The organism is Streptomyces sp. NPDC029169 (assembly GCF_055563935.1).
The window spans coordinates 1-15574 of sequence record NZ_JBVHXA010000029.1; the positions used below are offsets into that span (position 1 = coordinate 1).

18 protein-coding genes are annotated in these 15574 nt (G+C 72.7%); 11 read left to right on the forward strand and 7 right to left on the reverse strand.

From position 1 onward, the window contains the following. The 4 genes from ACZ4VI_RS33755 to ACZ4VI_RS33770 all read left to right on the forward strand — a co-directional run. Window positions 1–159: sigma factor-like helix-turn-helix DNA-binding protein (locus tag ACZ4VI_RS33755; RefSeq protein WP_468000766.1), on the forward strand; the 159-nt coding region annotated here is incomplete at its 5' end. Then, a complete protein-coding gene (locus ACZ4VI_RS33760) occupies window positions 149–697 on the forward strand; it encodes a hypothetical protein (RefSeq protein ID WP_468005586.1) in 549 nt (182 codons plus the stop codon). The genes ACZ4VI_RS33755 and ACZ4VI_RS33760, both read left to right, overlap by 11 nt. A 124-nt stretch (window positions 698–821) precedes the next feature. Further along, window positions 822–3164 (forward strand): alpha-N-acetylglucosaminidase, encoded by a 2343-nt coding sequence (locus ACZ4VI_RS33765; protein WP_468005587.1) that lies wholly within the window; start codon window positions 822–824, stop codon window positions 3162–3164. A 98-nt stretch (window positions 3165–3262) separates the two neighbouring features. Further along, window positions 3263–3700 carry a Rieske (2Fe-2S) protein gene (locus ACZ4VI_RS33770; protein ID WP_468005589.1) on the forward strand — a complete coding sequence of 146 codons (438 nt, stop codon included), beginning with the start codon at window positions 3263–3265 and terminating at the stop codon, window positions 3698–3700. Window positions 3701–3710: 10 nt separating this feature from the next. Here ACZ4VI_RS33770 and ACZ4VI_RS33775 read toward each other — a convergent pair whose 3' ends face one another. Further along, on the reverse strand, window positions 3711–4382 hold the full coding sequence (locus ACZ4VI_RS33775) for a cysteine hydrolase family protein (RefSeq protein WP_468005590.1): 672 nt from the start codon (window positions 4380–4382) through the stop codon (window positions 3711–3713). Window positions 4383–4514: 132 nt separating this feature from the next. Between ACZ4VI_RS33775 and ACZ4VI_RS33780 the strand changes: the two genes are divergently transcribed. Next, the gene (locus tag ACZ4VI_RS33780) at window positions 4515–4982 is read left to right on the forward strand and encodes a pyridoxamine 5'-phosphate oxidase family protein (RefSeq protein ID WP_468005592.1); all 468 of its coding nucleotides are present in this window, start codon (window positions 4515–4517) and stop codon (window positions 4980–4982) included. Window positions 4983–4986: 4 nt separating this feature from the next. Here ACZ4VI_RS33780 and ACZ4VI_RS33785 read toward each other — a convergent pair whose 3' ends face one another. Further along, on the reverse strand, window positions 4987–5892 hold the full coding sequence (locus tag ACZ4VI_RS33785; RefSeq protein ID WP_468005593.1) for a LysR family transcriptional regulator: 906 nt from the start codon (window positions 5890–5892) through the stop codon (window positions 4987–4989). Window positions 5893–5966: 74 nt separating this feature from the next. On the opposite strand from ACZ4VI_RS33785, the gene ACZ4VI_RS33790 reads away from it, so the two are divergent. Beyond that, entirely contained in the window at window positions 5967–6962 is a 996-nt protein-coding gene (locus tag ACZ4VI_RS33790; protein WP_468005595.1) for a DMT family transporter, read from the forward strand. Window positions 6963–7316: 354 nt separating this feature from the next. Here the strand turns inward: ACZ4VI_RS33790 and ACZ4VI_RS33795 are convergent, their stop codons facing one another. Then, entirely contained in the window at window positions 7317–8648 is a 1332-nt protein-coding gene (locus ACZ4VI_RS33795) for an aminotransferase class I/II-fold pyridoxal phosphate-dependent enzyme (protein ID WP_468005597.1), read from the reverse strand. 35 nt (window positions 8649–8683) lie between these two features. On the opposite strand from ACZ4VI_RS33795, the gene ACZ4VI_RS33800 reads away from it, so the two are divergent. Then, complete coding sequence (locus ACZ4VI_RS33800; RefSeq protein WP_468005599.1) at window positions 8684–9352, forward strand: pyridoxamine 5'-phosphate oxidase family protein; 669 nt, start codon at window positions 8684–8686, stop codon at window positions 9350–9352. Between the two features lie 10 nt (window positions 9353–9362). Continuing rightward, entirely contained in the window at window positions 9363–10001 is a 639-nt protein-coding gene (locus ACZ4VI_RS33805; protein WP_468005601.1) for an FMN-binding negative transcriptional regulator, read from the forward strand. 147 nt (window positions 10002–10148) lie between these two features. On the opposite strand, the gene ACZ4VI_RS33810 is transcribed toward ACZ4VI_RS33805, so the two are convergent. From ACZ4VI_RS33810 to ACZ4VI_RS33820, 3 genes are all read right to left on the reverse strand, one after another. Further along, window positions 10149–11087, reverse strand: coding sequence for a DMT family transporter (locus tag ACZ4VI_RS33810; protein WP_468005603.1), 939 nt, complete (start codon window positions 11085–11087; stop codon window positions 10149–10151). A 221-nt stretch (window positions 11088–11308) separates the two neighbouring features. Then, entirely contained in the window at window positions 11309–12295 is a 987-nt protein-coding gene (locus ACZ4VI_RS33815; RefSeq protein WP_468005604.1) for an EamA family transporter, read from the reverse strand. Between the two features lie 41 nt (window positions 12296–12336). Next, on the reverse strand, window positions 12337–12909 hold the full coding sequence (locus tag ACZ4VI_RS33820; protein ID WP_468005606.1) for a peptidase: 573 nt from the start codon (window positions 12907–12909) through the stop codon (window positions 12337–12339). A 197-nt stretch (window positions 12910–13106) separates the two neighbouring features. Here ACZ4VI_RS33820 and ACZ4VI_RS33825 point away from each other — a divergent pair, with 197 nt between their 5' ends. Together ACZ4VI_RS33825 and ACZ4VI_RS33830 are read left to right on the forward strand one after the other, a co-directional pair. Continuing rightward, complete coding sequence (locus tag ACZ4VI_RS33825) at window positions 13107–13316, forward strand: hypothetical protein (RefSeq protein ID WP_137990642.1); 210 nt, start codon at window positions 13107–13109, stop codon at window positions 13314–13316. A 68-nt stretch (window positions 13317–13384) separates the two neighbouring features. Further along, window positions 13385–13813: a type II toxin-antitoxin system Rv0910 family toxin gene (locus tag ACZ4VI_RS33830; RefSeq protein WP_468005609.1), complete on the forward strand. Its 429-nt coding sequence runs from the start codon at window positions 13385–13387 to the stop codon at window positions 13811–13813. 82 nt (window positions 13814–13895) lie between these two features. Here the strand turns inward: ACZ4VI_RS33830 and ACZ4VI_RS33835 are convergent, their stop codons facing one another. Then, entirely contained in the window at window positions 13896–14516 is a 621-nt protein-coding gene (locus tag ACZ4VI_RS33835; protein WP_468005610.1) for a PadR family transcriptional regulator, read from the reverse strand. Between the two features lie 159 nt (window positions 14517–14675). Here ACZ4VI_RS33835 and ACZ4VI_RS33840 point away from each other — a divergent pair, with 159 nt between their 5' ends. Further along, window positions 14676–15485, forward strand: a complete 810-nt coding sequence (locus ACZ4VI_RS33840) for a PhzF family phenazine biosynthesis protein (RefSeq protein WP_468005612.1) — start codon at window positions 14676–14678, stop codon at window positions 15483–15485. The last annotated feature ends 89 nt before the right edge of the window (window positions 15486–15574 follow it).

Here is a 15574-nt window from a genome sequence, read left to right on the forward strand (position 1 = left end):
GAAGCCGTGCTCCTGCGGATCGTCGTCGGCCTCGACGGGCCCAGCGCCGCCCGGGTCCTGGGCAAACGCCCCGGTGCGGTACGGTCCGCCGCACATAGAGGACTGAAGCGACTCGCGAAAGAACTGAAGGAGAAAGGGAGGTGCAGGGATGACCGATGACCACAGCGACACGGCCGTGGAGGAGTCTCTGCGCGCCGCCCTGCTCGCGAGCCCGGACACCACGGACCCCGCCGGCCGGGAGGCCGAAGCCCGCGCCCTGGCCGCGTTCCGCACCGCACGCGACGCCGGCCTGCACACGTCACGGCCCACACGCCCCCGCGACGACTGGACTCCCTCCACTCAGCGGCGACGCCCCAGGCGGTCCCTGAAGGCGACGGTCGCCGCAGTCCTCGCGAGCGTGGCCCTGGGCGGCGTCGCCATCGCCGCCACAGACCTGCCGAGCGCCCTCCCGGACTCCCCCACCCCCGCCCCCGATACGGCGACGCCCACTCCGGAGGACGGCTCCACGAGAGACGCGTCGGCGCCTCCCGGGAGGCGGCCCGTACCGTCTCCGCCCACGGACCCCGAGAAGACGAAGCACAAGGACAAGGACAAGGACAAGGCAGAGAAGAACGCGCCCGCCGGGGCCAGGAAGTCGGGTTCGGAACATCCCCAGCCCCCGCATCCTTTGGGCAAGACGCGCGCCGACAGGCCCTGAGGCGGGCCGCGTGCACCCGCAAGGATGAGCGTCGCCCGGTCCCCGGCTCGGCCTGCGCTCCTGGTGACACCCCTCGTCGGACAGTAGGCGGACCATTCCTCGTCCCCTTCGAGCAGGGAGCCAGATGGGCATTCGCCTGGTTCTTGTACGCCGTTCAACCCTGGCCGCCGTGGCGTTGACCGCGACCGGCGCACTGTTGCTCCCGGGCCCCGTCGTCTCGGCCCGGCCGAGCGTCGCCGCCTCGCACACCCTCGTCCGCGCCGCCGAGCCCGCCACCGACGCGGCATCCTTCAAGCCGCACCCCGCCTCCACCCCGGCCCCCGCCCCCTTCAACCCCGCGCCCGCCCAGGCGAGCCTGCGGCGGCTGCTGGCCTCCAGGGCCTCGCAGTTCATCCTGGTCCCGGTCCCGCGACCCGCCTCCGGCGACTACTTCTCCCTCTCCGGCGGGCCGGGAGCCATCCGCGTGCGCGCCACCTCCCCGGCCACACTGCTCACCGGCGTCGGCTGGTATCTGGAGCACGTCGCCGGTGTCGACATCGGCTGGCCCGGCGACAGCCTCGGCCGACTGCCCGCCGCGCTCCCCGCGGTCGGCGGCGAGGTCACGCGCTCGGCGAGCGTGCCCCACCGCTACGCCCTCAACGACACCGACGAGGGCTACTCCGGCCCGTACCGCGACTTCGCCTCGTACCAGCGCGACATCGATCTGCTGGCGCTGCACGGCGTGAACGAGGTCTTCGTCCCGACCGGCGCCGAGTACACCTACTACCAGGCGCTCCAGCACTTCGGTTACGACGAGGCCGAGTTGCGCGCGTGGATCCCCGCCCCCGCGCATCAGGGCTGGTGGCTGCTGCAGAATCTGTCGGGGTTCGCCGGCCCGGTCTCGCGGCAGCTGATCGAGGCCCGCGCGGCGCTGGGACGGCGGATCGCCGACCGGCTGCGCGCGCTGGGGATGGCCCCCGTCCTGCCGGGCTTCTTCGGCACGGTGCCGCCGGGCTTCGCGGGCCGCAACCCGGGTGCGATCACGGTGCCGCAAGGCAGGTGGGTAGGGTTCGAGCGCCCCGACTGGCTGGATCCGACAGGACCGGTCTTCGACCGGCTGGCCGCCACGTACTACAACGTCCAGGAACAGGCCTTCGGCGTCAGCGACATGTTCAAGATGGACCTCCTGCACGAGGGCGGCAGCCCGGGCTCCGTCGACGTCACCGGCGCTGCGAGGGCCGTCCAGCGGGCCCTGGACACCGCGCACCCCGGCGCCACCTGGGTCATGCTCGGTTGGCAGCGCAATCCGACCGCGACCGTCCTCGACGGCGTGGACCGCGGCCGCGTGCTCATCGTCGACGGTCTCTCCGACCGGTACGACAACCTGGACCGTGAGACCCAATGGGGCGGGACGCCCTACGCCTTCGGCTCGATCCCCAACTTCGGCGGCCACACCGGCATGGGCGCCAACACCGGCGCGTGGGTGAGCCGCTTCCACGCGTGGCTGGTCAAGCCCGGCAGCGCGCTGCACGGCATCGCCTACCTGCCGGAGGCCACGGGCGGGAATCCTGCGGCGTTCGACCTGTTCACCGAGCTCGCCTGGCAGCCGGGCCCGATCGACCAGGCGGCCTGGTTCACGGCGTACGCGTCCCGCCGCTACGGCGGCGAGGACCCGCACGCGACCGCCGCGTGGGAGCAGTTGCGCCTCGGCCCGTACAGCACTCCGCCGGGGAACTGGAGCGAGCCGCAGGACAGCCTGTTCACCGCGCGGCCGAGCCTGACGGCGGTCCGCGCCGGCCGGTGGAGTCCGACCGCGATGCGCTACGACGCGTCGAGGGTGGAACGGGCGCTGGCGGAACTGCTCCAGGTGGCCCCGGAGCTGCGGACCTCGGACGCGTACCGTTACGACCTCGTGGACGTGGCCCGCCAGGCGCTCAGCAACCGCAGCCGCGTGCTCCTCCCGAGGATCAGGACGGCGTACGAGACGAAGGATCTCGCGGCCTTCCGGGCGCTGGTGAGCGAGTGGAACGCCGACGAGGAGCTGCTCGGCCGGCTGGTCGGCTCCGATCCGCGGTTCCTGCTCGGGCCGTGGCTCGCCGCCGCCCGGTCCTGGGGAGCGGACCCCGCCGAGCGCGACCTGCTGGAGTACGACGCCCGCTCGATCCTGACGACCTGGGGCGACCGCGGGCCGAGTGAGGGCGGCCTGCGCGACTACGCCAACCGTGAGTGGTCCGGGCTGGTCCAGGATCTGTACGCCCCGCGCTGGGCTACGTACTTCGCCGGTCTCGACCACGCCCTGGTGAACGGTACGGCTCCGGTCGCCGTGGACTGGTTCGCCGTGGACGACGCCTGGGCGTGGGGTCGCGCGGCTTACCCGACGACACCGGCCGGCGATCCGGTCGCGCTCGCGGGCGAGGTCCTGGCAGCGCTCAATGCCTCAAAGTTTCAAGCCTCAAGCCTCAAAGTCTCAAAGCCTCGAAGTCGCTGAGAGCGGCGTCGTGGCGCGTTGAACTTTTCACCTTCTTCGCTCGTACTCACTCCTACAAGGTGATCGAGGCGATGTGACCGGAACGCAAGGGGAGCGCGATGAGTGGAGTAGCACGTCGGACGGTGGTCTCGGCGGCGGGTGGCGCGGGTCTGGTGGCGGCGCTCGCCGCCTGCGGCGCCGACACGGACGGAAAGGCGGGCGGTAGCGGTGGCAGTGGTGGCGGCGCGGGCGACGCACCGAAGGAGCCGGGAGCGCCGCTCGCGAAGACGGCGGACATTCCGGTGGGCGGCGGCAAGGTCCTCGACGGTCAGGGGGTGGTGATCACCCAGCCGACGGCCGGCGAGTTCAAGGCGTTCTCGTCCAAGTGCACCCACCAGGGCTGCGCGGTCAGCGGGGTGGCCGACGGCGTCATCACCTGCCCGTGTCACCAGAGCAAGTTCGACGTGTCGGACGGCAGCGTGAAGGGCGGCCCGGCCACCGCCCCGCTGCCGCCGACCCCGATCAAGGTGGACGGGGACTCGATCACACTCGCGTGACGCCTCTCGATCACGCTCGCGTGACGCCCCGCGCGCCGCGCCGCGTGCTCTTCCAGCAGCGCAGCACGTCCTCGGTGGTGGCGACGGTGGAGACGAGCGCGAGGGTGTGACGGATCATCGCGGGGGTGTAGTCGGCCGGCACCCCCGCGATGGCGTCTCCGGGCACGACGACGGTGTACCCGAGGTTGACGGCGTCGAAGACGGCGTTGGGGATCGCCACGTTGGCCGAGACGCCGGTGACCACGAGGGTGCGGCAGCCCAGGTTGCGCAGGAGCGGGTCGACGTCGGTCCCGGCGAGGGGCGAGAGCCCGTGCAGCCGTCGTACGACCAGGTCCTGGTCGGCGACCTCGATGGGTTCGGCGATCCGTACCGCCGTGCTGCCGCTGTGCTGTTGTACGGGAAGCCGGGCGGCGGCCCGGAAGAGCCGGGCGTTGCTGTTGGCGCCGCGCCCGTCCGGTCGGCGTTCGGCGACGGCGTGCAGCACCTGCACATCGGCCTCGTGCGCGGCCGCGACCAGCCGGGCGATGTTCGTCAGCGCGCCCGACGAGCGGGCGGCCGTGGCGAGTTCGGGCAGGGCGCTGTTCCTGCCGACGACGCCCTCCTGGCATTCGACGGTGAGCAGCACCGTTCCGGACGGTTCGAGCTGCTCCTGGAGCTGTGCCCACCGCGTCGCGCTCGTCATGATCTCCCCTGCCCCTGCGTCGCACTCCGGGCGGGCGAGGCTAGCCACCCTTGCCCCAGGAGGGAAGAGCCCCCATGATTCAGACACACTCGACTTCTGACACTTCATCAGACTTCAAGAAGGGGGCGGACGATGGCCGTCGCACAGCGTCGTGGACGCCGGATCATGATGACCCCGGCCGAGCTGGACACCTTCCTCACCGAGCAGCGCACCTGCCGGGTCGCGACCGTCTCCGCCGACGGCCGCCCGCATGTCGGCGCTCTCTGGTTCGCCTGGGACGGCACCTCGCTCTGGCTCTACTCGATCACCCGGAGCCGCCGTTGGGCGCAGTTGCGCGCCGACCCGCGCATCGCGGTGGTCGTCGACGACGGCGAGGAGTACGGAGAGTTGCGCGGCGCCGAGCTGTCGGGCACGGCCGTCTTCGTCGGCGAGGCCCCGCGCACGGGCGAGCCGTGCCCCGAACTCGACGTACCGGAACGGCTCTTCGCGGCCAAGAACTTCGGCATGGACACGATGCCGCACGACGGCCGGCACGCCTGGCTGAAGCTGACCCCGGACGCCGTCGCGTCCTGGGACTTCCGCAAGCTGGCGGGCCTCTGAGCCGTCAGATGCTCAGCGGCGCCCCCACTTCGCACAGCGCCTCGACCGCCGCGCGGATCGACGGCCGCCGATCGGCGTCGGTGCGCCAGGTCGCGTAGATGTGCCGGCGCATCCCCTGCCGTACCGGCACGAACGCGATCCCCTCGGGCGTCGGTCCACGCCCGAGCCGTGGCGTCACGCACACGCCGAACCCCGCGGCGATCAGCGCGAGCTGGGTGTGGTGCTCCGCGGCGAAATGGGCGATGCGCGGCTCCATGCCCTGGGACCGCAGGGTGAACATGAGCCAGTCGTGGCAGAACTCGCCCTCGGGCCAGGAGACCCATTCCTCGTCGCCGAAGTCGACCAGGTCCACCTCGTCCCGCGCGGCCAGCCGATGCCCGGCGGGCATCGCCACGTCCGCGGCATCGTCCAGGAGGTGGGCCCGCTCGAGTCCGCCCGGGACCGGAGCGCGCTTGTTGCTCCAGTCCAGGACGATCGCGAGGTCGGCATCGCCCCGCATCACCTCGCGGATGCCTTGCTCCGGCTCCATCTCGGTGGTCTTCACGCGGAGGTCGGGGTGGGCGGTGCGGAGCGCGGCCAGCGCGCTGGGCAGCAGGCCGCGCGCCGCCGTCGGGAAGGCCGCGATCCGCACCTCGCCGACCACCTGACCGCGCTGCGCCTCGATGTCGGCCTGGGCGAGCTCGACCTGCGACAGGATGCGGGCCGCGTGCTGGGCGAGCAGCAGACCGGCGTCGGTGAGCCGCACGCCGCGGCCGTTCTTGGCCAGCAGCTGCTGGCCGATCTCCCGCTCCAGCTTGGACAGCTGCTGCGAGACGGCCGAGGTGGTGACGTGCAGGCCGTCGGCCGCCCCGCTGACCGATCCGTGCCGTGCGACGGCGTCCAGGGTCCGCAAGCGCTCGAGGTTCAACATGTAAGCAATACTAAGGGAAGCGATTCATTTAATCTCGCTTGTTCTACGAGATGAGAGGGGCCACTCTGAAGGGCATGAGCTCCGCGACCCCTCCCGCCGCCCGCCGCCCACGCCTGGTCGACTGGCGGGTCCGCTTCGGCGTACTGGCCCTGATCTGGGGCTTCAGCTTCCTCTTCATCAAGGTCGGCACGGAAGGGTTCGCGCCGTTCCAGGTGACCTTCGGCCGGCTCCTGTTCGGTACGGCGGTGCTGGCCGTCGCCATGCTGGTCAAGCGGGAGCGGCTGCCGCGCGGCCGCCGGACGTGGCTGCATCTGACGGTGGCGGCGTTCCTGCTGAACGCGCTGCCGTTCTCGCTCTTCTCGTACGCCGAGCTCACCATCCCCTCGACGCTCGCGGGCATCTGCAACGCCACGACGCCCCTGTGGGGCATGGTCCTCTCCCTGGTCGCGCTCTCCGAGGACCGGCCGACGCGGGTGCGCGCGGCGGGACTGGGCATCGGCTTCATCGGGGTCCTGACCGTGCTCGGCGCCTGGCAGGGCTTCTCCGGGCTCGACGTCACCGGCACGGCGATGGCCCTGCTCGCCTCCTTCAGCTACGCGGTCGGCTGGATCTACGTCCGCCGCACGCTGACCGGCACCGGCGCGTCGAACCTCTCGCTCGCCGGCTCCCAGGTCGGCCTCGCGACGCTGCAACTGGCCGTGGTGACGCCCCTGTTCACCTCGCTCCCGTCGTCGATCGAGGTCGTCCCGCTGCTCGCCGTCATCGCGCTGGGAGCGCTGGGCACGGGGTACGCGATGCTACTGCAGTACGGCGTCGTGGCGGAGGTCGGCCCGACGACGGCGGCGATGGTCACGTACTTCATCCCGGTGATCGCCACGGCCGCGGGCGTCGCCGTCCTGAACGAGCAGCTCGCCTGGAACACCCCGGTCGGCGCCGTCATCGTCCTCGCGGGCGCGGCACTGACCCAGCGCCGAGGCCCGGCGAGACAGCCGAAGGCAACGATCCACGCAACCGCCTCTCCGGCTTCCCCGACGCCCTCGCCGGGCCACCACCCGGCAGGACGCCCGTAGGGAGCGGCCGGCCAGCGCCGGAGCCCGTCAGGCATCCCCGGCGCGACGCCCTCAGCGGGCCCACCACCCGGCAGGACGCCGGTAGGAACGGCGGGCCCGCGCCGGAGCCCCCGTCCACCACCCGGCAGGGGGCGCACGTACGGCACCGCTCGACCTCTGCGCCGCCACTGGCCGGACCGGTGGCACCGTCGGCCGGGATGGCCGGGACGGCTGCGGCAGCCGGAGCCCCGGCCGCCGCGGCGGCGGGAGCCGGAGCATCGGCGCCGGACGTCGGCGTCGACATCCGGCGTCGGAGGGCGGGAGCCTCCTCCTACAAGAGGGAGGCCCCCTCCTCCGCCGAGGGCCGAACGCCCGTCAGCCGTAGCTTCTCGCCGGTGGCGGTCCCGCCGCGCTCGCGACCGCGTCGGCAAGGGTTTCGATGTCCCTGACGCCCAGGCCGGAGACGGTGATCCGGACGGCCGGCCCGGCGTCCATGCGGAAGCGGGCGCCGGGGGCCACTGCCCAGCCCGCGCCCAGCAGCCGGGTCACCGCGCCCGTCTCGTCGGAGACGGGCACCCACACGTTCATCCCGCTCCGCCCGTGCGCCTCGACGCCGCGCCGCTCCAGGGCCCGGACGAGCCCGTCACGCCGCTCCGCGTATGCGCCGGCGACGGCCGACGCGTCCACGGCCCCCGTCGCCCACAGGTGCGCGACCGCGCGCTGGAGGAGTCTGCTGACCCAGCCGGGGCCGAGCCGCTGGCGCCCGAGGACGCGGTCGACGGTCTCGGCGTCGCCGGTCAGCGACGCGATGCGCAGATCCGGCCCGTACGCCTTCGCGACCGACCGTACGAAGGCCCAGTGGCGGGTCACCCCGGCCAGCGGGAACAGCGGCAGGTCGACGATGCCGTGACCGTGGTCGTCCTCGATGAGCAGCACGTCCCGGTGGTCCGCCAGGACGCGGCGCAGGGCGGCGGCACGCTCCGCGCCGACGGCCGCGCCGGTCGGGTTCTGCGCGCGATCGGTGACGATCACGGCCCGCGCACCGTCCCGCAACGCGCCCGCGACCGCCGCCGGCGACGGCCCCTCGTCGTCGACCGCGATCGGCACCGGCCGCAGCCCGAGCGCCGGTACGAGGTCGAGCAGGCTCCCCCACCCGGGGTCCTCGACGGCCACCGCGTCACCGGCCCTCAGGTGGACCGCGAGAACCCGCTCGATCGCGTCCAGCGACCCCGAGGTGACGGCGATCGGCCCCTCGGGCACCCCGTCCGCGTCCAGCGCGGCGCGGGCGAGCCGGGCGAACTCCGCGTCGACGGGGGCCTCCCCGTACATCCCGGGCCGCTCGGCCTCGCGCCGCGCGGCCTCGGCCAGCGCCGCACCGAGCGGAGGCAGCAGGTCCGGGTCGGGGTTGCCGTTGCTGACGTCCCGTACCCCGGCCGGAGCCTCCACCCGGATCGATCCGCGGGCCGTCGTCGCGGGCCTCGGCCTCACCCGGCTGCCGCGTCGCCCGTCGGTCTCGATGACCCCGCGCTCCCGCAGGGTCCGGTACGCGGCAGCGACCGTGTTCGGGTTCACCCCGAGCGTGAGCGCCAACTCCCGCATGGGCGGCAGCAGTTGCCCAGGCTCCAGCGCACCCGCAGCGACCCCCCGCTCGACGCTGGCGGCAATCTCCGATGCACGACGGCCTTCGATCCTATACTCTCCTAGCACAAACCACATTATGCACTAGTGCAATGGAGAGCGCAATGACGACGGACACCTACGAGCCGACCGAGCGGACCATCCCGACCCGCTCCCGCCACCGCGCCTCGTACGACCGCGCGTTGGTGCACTCGATACTCGACGAGGCGTACGTCTGCCACCTCGGCTTCGTCCGCGACGGCGCGCCCGTCGTGCTGCCGACCCTCTACGGCCGGATCGGCGACCGTCTCTACGTCCACGGCTCCACCGGCTCGCGACCGCTGCGCATGGCCGGAACGGGCGCCGAGGCTCCCGGGCTGCCTGTCTGTCTGACGGTGACCCATGTCGACGGCCTGGTCCTGGCCAAGTCCGCGTTCCACCACTCGATCAACTACCGCTCGGTCGTGGTGCACGGCACGGCCCACCAGGTCACCGACCCGGAGGAGCTGCGCACCGCCCTCGACGCCCTGGTCGACCACGTCGTCCCCGGCCGCGCCGACGACTCCCGCCGGGCGAACGCGAAGGAGCTGGCGGCGACCGCGGTCCTCCGCCTCGACCTGGACGAGGTCTCCGCCAAAGTCCGCACGGGCGGCCCGAACGACGAGCCGGAGGACGCGGCGCTCCCCCACTGGTCGGGTGTGGTCCCCGTACGCAGGACCCACGGCACCCCGGTCCCGGCGGAGGACCTCGACGCGTCCATCGCCCTGCCCGCCTACCTCACCACCACCGTCTGAGGGCCGCGCCATGCTGATCCATCCCTGGGACGCCGCCAAGGACTCCACCGAGTGGCGCGACTGGCTGAGCCGCCACGACTTCGGCCAACTCGCCGTCAACGGACTGGCCGGCGAACCGCCGTGGGTGCAGCCGATGCACTTCCGGTACGACTCCGAGCCCGGCCCCTACGGGCAGGTGCTGGCCCACCTCGCGCGCCCCAACCCGCTGTGGCGGGCGCTGGAGGAGAACCCGACGGTCCTGCTGAGCGTGGTCGACGACTACGCCTTCATCCCGGGCCCGTGGGCGGCCCCCGAGGGAGCCCCGCCCGAGCACGGGACCCCCACGTCCTTCTACGCCGCCGTCCAGCTGCGCTGCACGGCCCACGTGGTCGACGACCCGGCGGAGAAGGCCCGGCTCCTCAACCGCCAGGTCGCCCACTTCCAGCCGGACGGCGGCACCGCCCCGGTCGCGGTCGGCGAGGCCCCGTTCGGCAGGCTCCTGTCGGGCATACGGGTCCTGCGCCTCGACGTGACCGACGTCCGCGCCAAATTCAAGTACGCGAACCACAAACCGGAACCGGTCCAGAACCGCATAGTGAAGGGCCTGACCACAAGGTCGACCCGAGGCGACACGGAGGCAGCAGCCCACCAACTCCGCCGCCGCACGTAGGGGTTGTGGGCATTCGGCGCCCGCCGGGGGGTTGTGGGCGTTCGGTGCCGCCGGGGGGTTGTGGGCATTCGTTCCGCTGGGGCGGAACGGGTGGGCACAACCCACCACCGGGCCGCACCCGGCCCCGTCCCCCGGCCACCCACGGGCCTAAGCCGCCACCCCCCGCCGCCGCGCCGTCGCCGCCCGCGCCTCCGCAAGCGCGAGCCCCGTCACCGCCGTGAGCAACAACAACGTGCCCGCCACCGTCGCGGCGGTCAACGACTCCCCCAACACCGTCACGGCAATGAGCGCCGCGCTCACCGGCTCCAGCAGCATGATCACCGACACCGTCGCCGCCCGCACCACCGCCGCCCCCGCGAAGTACAGCGCGTAGGCGAGCGCCGTCGGCACCGCCGCCACGTACACCAGCAGCCCCAGCACCTCCCCCACCTGCCCGGTGTGCGGCACCAGCCCCTCCGCGCCGGCCATCGGCAGCAGCCCCACCGCGCCGATCGCGAAGGCCCACGTGGTCGTCGACAGCGCGTCCGAGCCGCCGCCGTCGCGGCCGAGCCGCCGGGTGAGCAGGGTGATCGCCGCGTACCCGGCCGCCGACAGCACCGCGAGGCCCACGCCGAGCGGCCTCACCTCGCCGCCGTCCCCGCCGAGAACGAGGCCGCCGAGCCCCGCGAGGGCGCCGGCCACGGTCGCCGCGCCACCACGCCCCAGTCGCTCGCCCATGGTGAGCCGTGCGCCGAGCGCGATCAGGACGGGGCCCGCGCCGAGGGTGACAACGGTGCCGACGGCGAGCCCGGTGGCCTCGACGGCGGCGAAGTAGGCGCTCTGGAAGACGGTCAGCCCGATCCCCGTACCGAGGATGCGGATCAGTCGGCGCCGCCGGGGCTCCGCCACCACGGCGGCGGAATCGCGGCGGGGCCTCAGGGCCAGCGCCCCGAGCAGCAGGACCAGGCCGCCGACGCAGCGCCAGAAGGACAGCGCCAGCGGGCCCATGTCACTGACCCGGAAGATCAGCGAGGCCGCGGCACCGGCGGTGCCCCAGGCGATTCCGGCGACGATCAGATAGAGCAGACTCCGCCCGACGCCAGGCATGGCCGCCGCGGACGCGGAGGAGGAAACAGAGGTAACAGAAGTTACAGAGGTGTTCGACACGTACTTCTCCGTGTGAAGACGGGTGTTGTGGTCGCTCGGCTCCGCACGCGGGCAGCGACGAACCGCTCGGGGACTGCCCGAGCCCGGTCTTCGTCAGGGAGAGTGCCGCCCGCGCCTAGGCGGCAGGAGGCGGAAGTACGGTCGAATGCATGATCGTCACCTTACGGGGTGGTCCTGCCGGCGGCCAACTCCGCTTCGCGGCCGCTCTGCCCGGAACCGGCCACGGGCTCCGCCGAGGCCGCCTTCGGCGTCGACGACTGGGCGATGAACGCGCCCACGAGCACCACCGCACCGCCGATGATCTGCGGCGCCGCCAGGTGCTCGCCGAGGAGCACCCAGGCCAGAACGGTCGCGATCACGGCCTCCAGGCAGGCGAATACACCGGCCACCTGCGGCGACAGACGGCGCACCGAGATGACTCCGGTGACGTACGCGAGGACGGTGGCGATCAGCACGATCCAGCCGAGGAGCAGCCAGGCGGGGGCGCTGGTGCCGTTCATGTCCGCACGGCCGGCGAGCACCGACCAGTCCATCCCCCACGGCCGGGCGACGACGGTGAGGACGAGGGCGCCGAAGAGCAGTCCGTAGGCGATGACCCCCAGCGGGTCGGCCGGGTCGGACTCGTCGCCGCCCTGGTCGGAGAGGACGAAGTAGCCGACCTGGCAGCAGGCGGCGCCGAGCGCGAGCAGCAGTCCGAGGAGGTCGAAACTCAGCCCGGACCAGACCTGGACGACGCAGGCGAGACCGCCGACGGCGAGGACGACGCCGAGCGCGGCGGCGCGGGTGACGGGCCGGCGCTGGACGAAGCGGACCCAGCCGAGGACGAGGGCGGGGGCGAGGTACTCGATGAGCAGCGCGACGCCCACCGGGATCCGGGAGATCGAGGCGAAGTAGAAGGCCTGGACACCGGCGACGGCGAGGAGGCCGAAGCCGGCGAGGAGGGCGGGCTTGCGCCGCAGGAGGTCCCGGTGGCGCCAGGCCACGGGCAGCATGACGAGGGCGGCGCCGGCCACCCGTAGCCACACCACATGCAGCGGGTCGAGTCCCGCCTCGATGAGCGGCTTCGCCGCCACACCTGAACCACCGAATGCGAAGGCCGAGGCCAGGGCGAGTCCCAGGCCGGCGCTTCTCCCCTGAGACGCGTGCATCGGGCCATGATGACAGGGCGGCGTCAGGCGCGTAACCCCCGTTACACCTGTTGAGACAGCTCCCCGATCCGGTCGGCGAGGACGAGCGGATCGACCCCTGCCCGGCGCAGCACCTCGACGGCCCGGCTCTCCGGGTCGGCGGCTATGACGGCCAGCAGGTCGAGGCCACGGGCGCGCTGATCCCCGCGCAGCGCCGCTCGTTCCCACGCGGCGTCCATCGCGGCGGCAGCGGTGGGCGACCAGCCGTCCGCCGCGACCTCCGCGCCCCGCACAAGGTTCAGAGCTCCGGAGCCCTCCCGTACGACGTTCAGGGCGCCGGAGTCCTCGACGGAGCCCCGCCAGCGCAGGCCGTAACCGATCGAGCGCTGGACGAGATAGCCGAGCACGCGCGCGAGCTGCGGCGCGCCGCCCCCGAAGGCGGCGCCGACCTCGGGGTCGGACTCGATGAGGGAGTGCAGCAGGTGGGCGGTGTCGATCTGCCGGTCGCCGTCGCGCAGGGCTCTGCGGCGGGCGCTCGCCACGACCGTCGCGAGTTCGGCGGTGAGCCGGCCGAGCTGGATCTCGGGGCGGCGGGCCGCGGTCTGCCGCGGCACGCGAGGGACAGGACTTTGCACCCTCCCACCTCATCAGGCCCCGGCGGCCGGAACATCCCCGGCGAGAAGCATGTGCGCATCCCACCGGGGTTGGGCACAGGAGAGCGGTCCCTCCTCCTTACGGAGGAGATTGCGCGCGTTCCCGTTCGAGGGGCGCGCGCCGCCTTGCTTTGCGCCCCAAATGCAACCACGGCGCCCTTCCGCTTCGTCTCCTGGACATGTTCTGGATGGTCGCCCTCCTCGCACTCGACGGGCGGCAGTACGTCTACCGCGTGTACGCGCCGCGGGAAGCGCTGCCGGCCGATCTCTTCTGGGCCGCGTTCCACTGCCACGACGAGGGCGGCGGACCGCGGGCCTCGGACTGGTTCGACGCGGCGCAGATGTGGTGGATCGGCGACATCGAGGAACTGACGGTTCATCAGTATTGAATGTTCGCGGCCGCCCGGCTACGTTCCGCGACACCAGAGTCGGACGGAACCCGTGAAGGGGTGGTCGCATGGCCGAAGTCAGCGCGGAGGCACGGATCGAGGCGCCGGCCGAGAAGGTCTGGGCGCAGCTCACCGACTTCTCCTCGTACGGCGAGTGGAACGCCACCCACACCAGCTTCCCGAACGGCGGCCCGGCCTCCCTGGAGACGGGGGCCACCTTCGCGGAGAACATGAAGCTGATGGGCTTCCCCGCCGAGGTGATCTGGACGGTGGAGGAGCTGGAGACCACGCGGGTGCTGGCCATCCGAGGCAAGGGCCCGATGGGGGTCAGCGTCGGGACGCGGTACTCGCTGGCGACGGACGGGGACGCCACGACGGTGCGCATCGACGGCGAGTTCACCGGCGCGGCCGTCTCGCTGATGGCGGGCAAGCTGAAGGACTCGGCGACCGCGGCACTGAACGAGTCACTGCGCAAACTGGCCGGCCTGGTGGCCTGAAACACCGGCCTCGTGACCTGAGACATACGTGAGGGGCCCCACGGCACACTGCGCCGTGGGGCCCCTCACGCCGTCCGGGCGCTCAGCGCTCGTCGGCCAGAATCAGGTACAGCTTCTTGCGGGCTTCGTTGATGACCTCGACGGCCTTCTGCCGCTGCTCCGTCGTACCGGTCTTCCAGACCTGCCCGAAGGCCTCCATCAGACCGAAGCCGGCCTGCCGGATCTCGTTGACGGCCTCCCAGTCGACACCGCGCCCGGCCTCCTCCCAGGGGGCCTCCGGCCCCGACTCGGCCTCGGTCCGGCCGGCGTCGGTGAGCGTGAACAGCTTCTTGCCGCCCTCGCTCACGCTGGTGATCAGGCCCTCGTCCTCGAGGAGCTGCAGGGTCGGGTAGACCGAGCCGGGGCTGGGCTTCCACGCCCCGCCGCTGCGCTCGCCGATCTCCTGGATCATCTCGTAGCCGTGCATCGGCCGGTCCTTCAGCAGCGCAAGGATCGAGGCACGCACGTCGCCGCGCCGCGCCCTCCCCCGGCCGCCTCCGCGACCACGGCCGCCTCCGAAGGGGCCTCCGCCCCACGGTCCGCCGCCGAAGCCAGGCCCGAAGGGGCCGAAGGCGGCGCGCCGCCCCTCGAAGTCACCACGAGGGCCGGGTCCGCAGGGTCCGCGGCCATGTCCGGGTCCGTGTTCGTGTCCATGTGAACGCATCGCAACGCTCCTTCCATCGGGTTGCATCGTTGAACTGTCGCGATGCTTCAACGATATATCGGAAGGCTTCTTTTGCCAACACCTGCCGACACCCATCCGGTCCAGTCGTCCCGGATTGGCCTTGGCCTGTGGCTCCGCCGCCCCGGTACGGTCCCGACCATGCGGATCCGAATCGTCGACGCCTTCACCGATCGCCCCTTCTCCGGCAACCCGGCAGGGGTCCTCCTCCTCGACTCCTTCCCCGACGACCACTGGCTCCAGAAGGTGGCCGCCGAGGTCAACCTCTCCGAGACGGCCTTCGCCCACCCGCTCCCCCCGGGCGGCGACGCCGACTGGGCGCTGCGCTGGTTCACTCCGGCCGCCGAGGTCGACATGTGCGGCCACGCCACGCTCGCCACCGCGCACGTGCTGCACACCACGGGCGCCGCGACCGGGACCGTCCGGTTCTCCGCCCGCTGCGGGATCCTCAGCGCCACGGCGGCGCCGGACGGCACGATCACCATGGACTTCCCGACCTCGTCGCTGACCCCGGTCGCGGCTCCCGACGGTCTGGAGAAGGCCCTCGGTGCCGAGATCGTCTCGGTCCACGACACCGCCGCCCACATCGGCGACCTCGTCGTCGAGCTGCGCGACGAGGCCGCGGTCCGGGCCCTGACGCCCGACCTGGCGGCCCTGGTCGGCCTCTCCGACCGCGGAGTCATCGTCACCGCCGCGGCCGAACAGCCCGAGCGGGGCTACGACTTCGTCTCCCGAGGCTTCTTCCCCGGTGTCGGCATCGACGAGGACCCGGTCACCGGCAGCGCCCACACCGCGCTCGCCCCGTTCTGGTCCGCCCGCTTCGGCCGCGACGACCTCACCGGATTCCAGGGCGGCGCCCGGACCGGCATCGTCCGCACCCGGCTGCGCGGCGACCGCACCCTGCTGACCGGCCACGCGGTCACGGTGATCGACGGCGAGCTGACCGCCTGACCCGCCTCCCGGACACGAAGACTCCCGGGCACGAAGAAGGGGCGTACGGCCATCGCCGTACGCCCCTTCCGTCATCGTTCCCTCCCGCA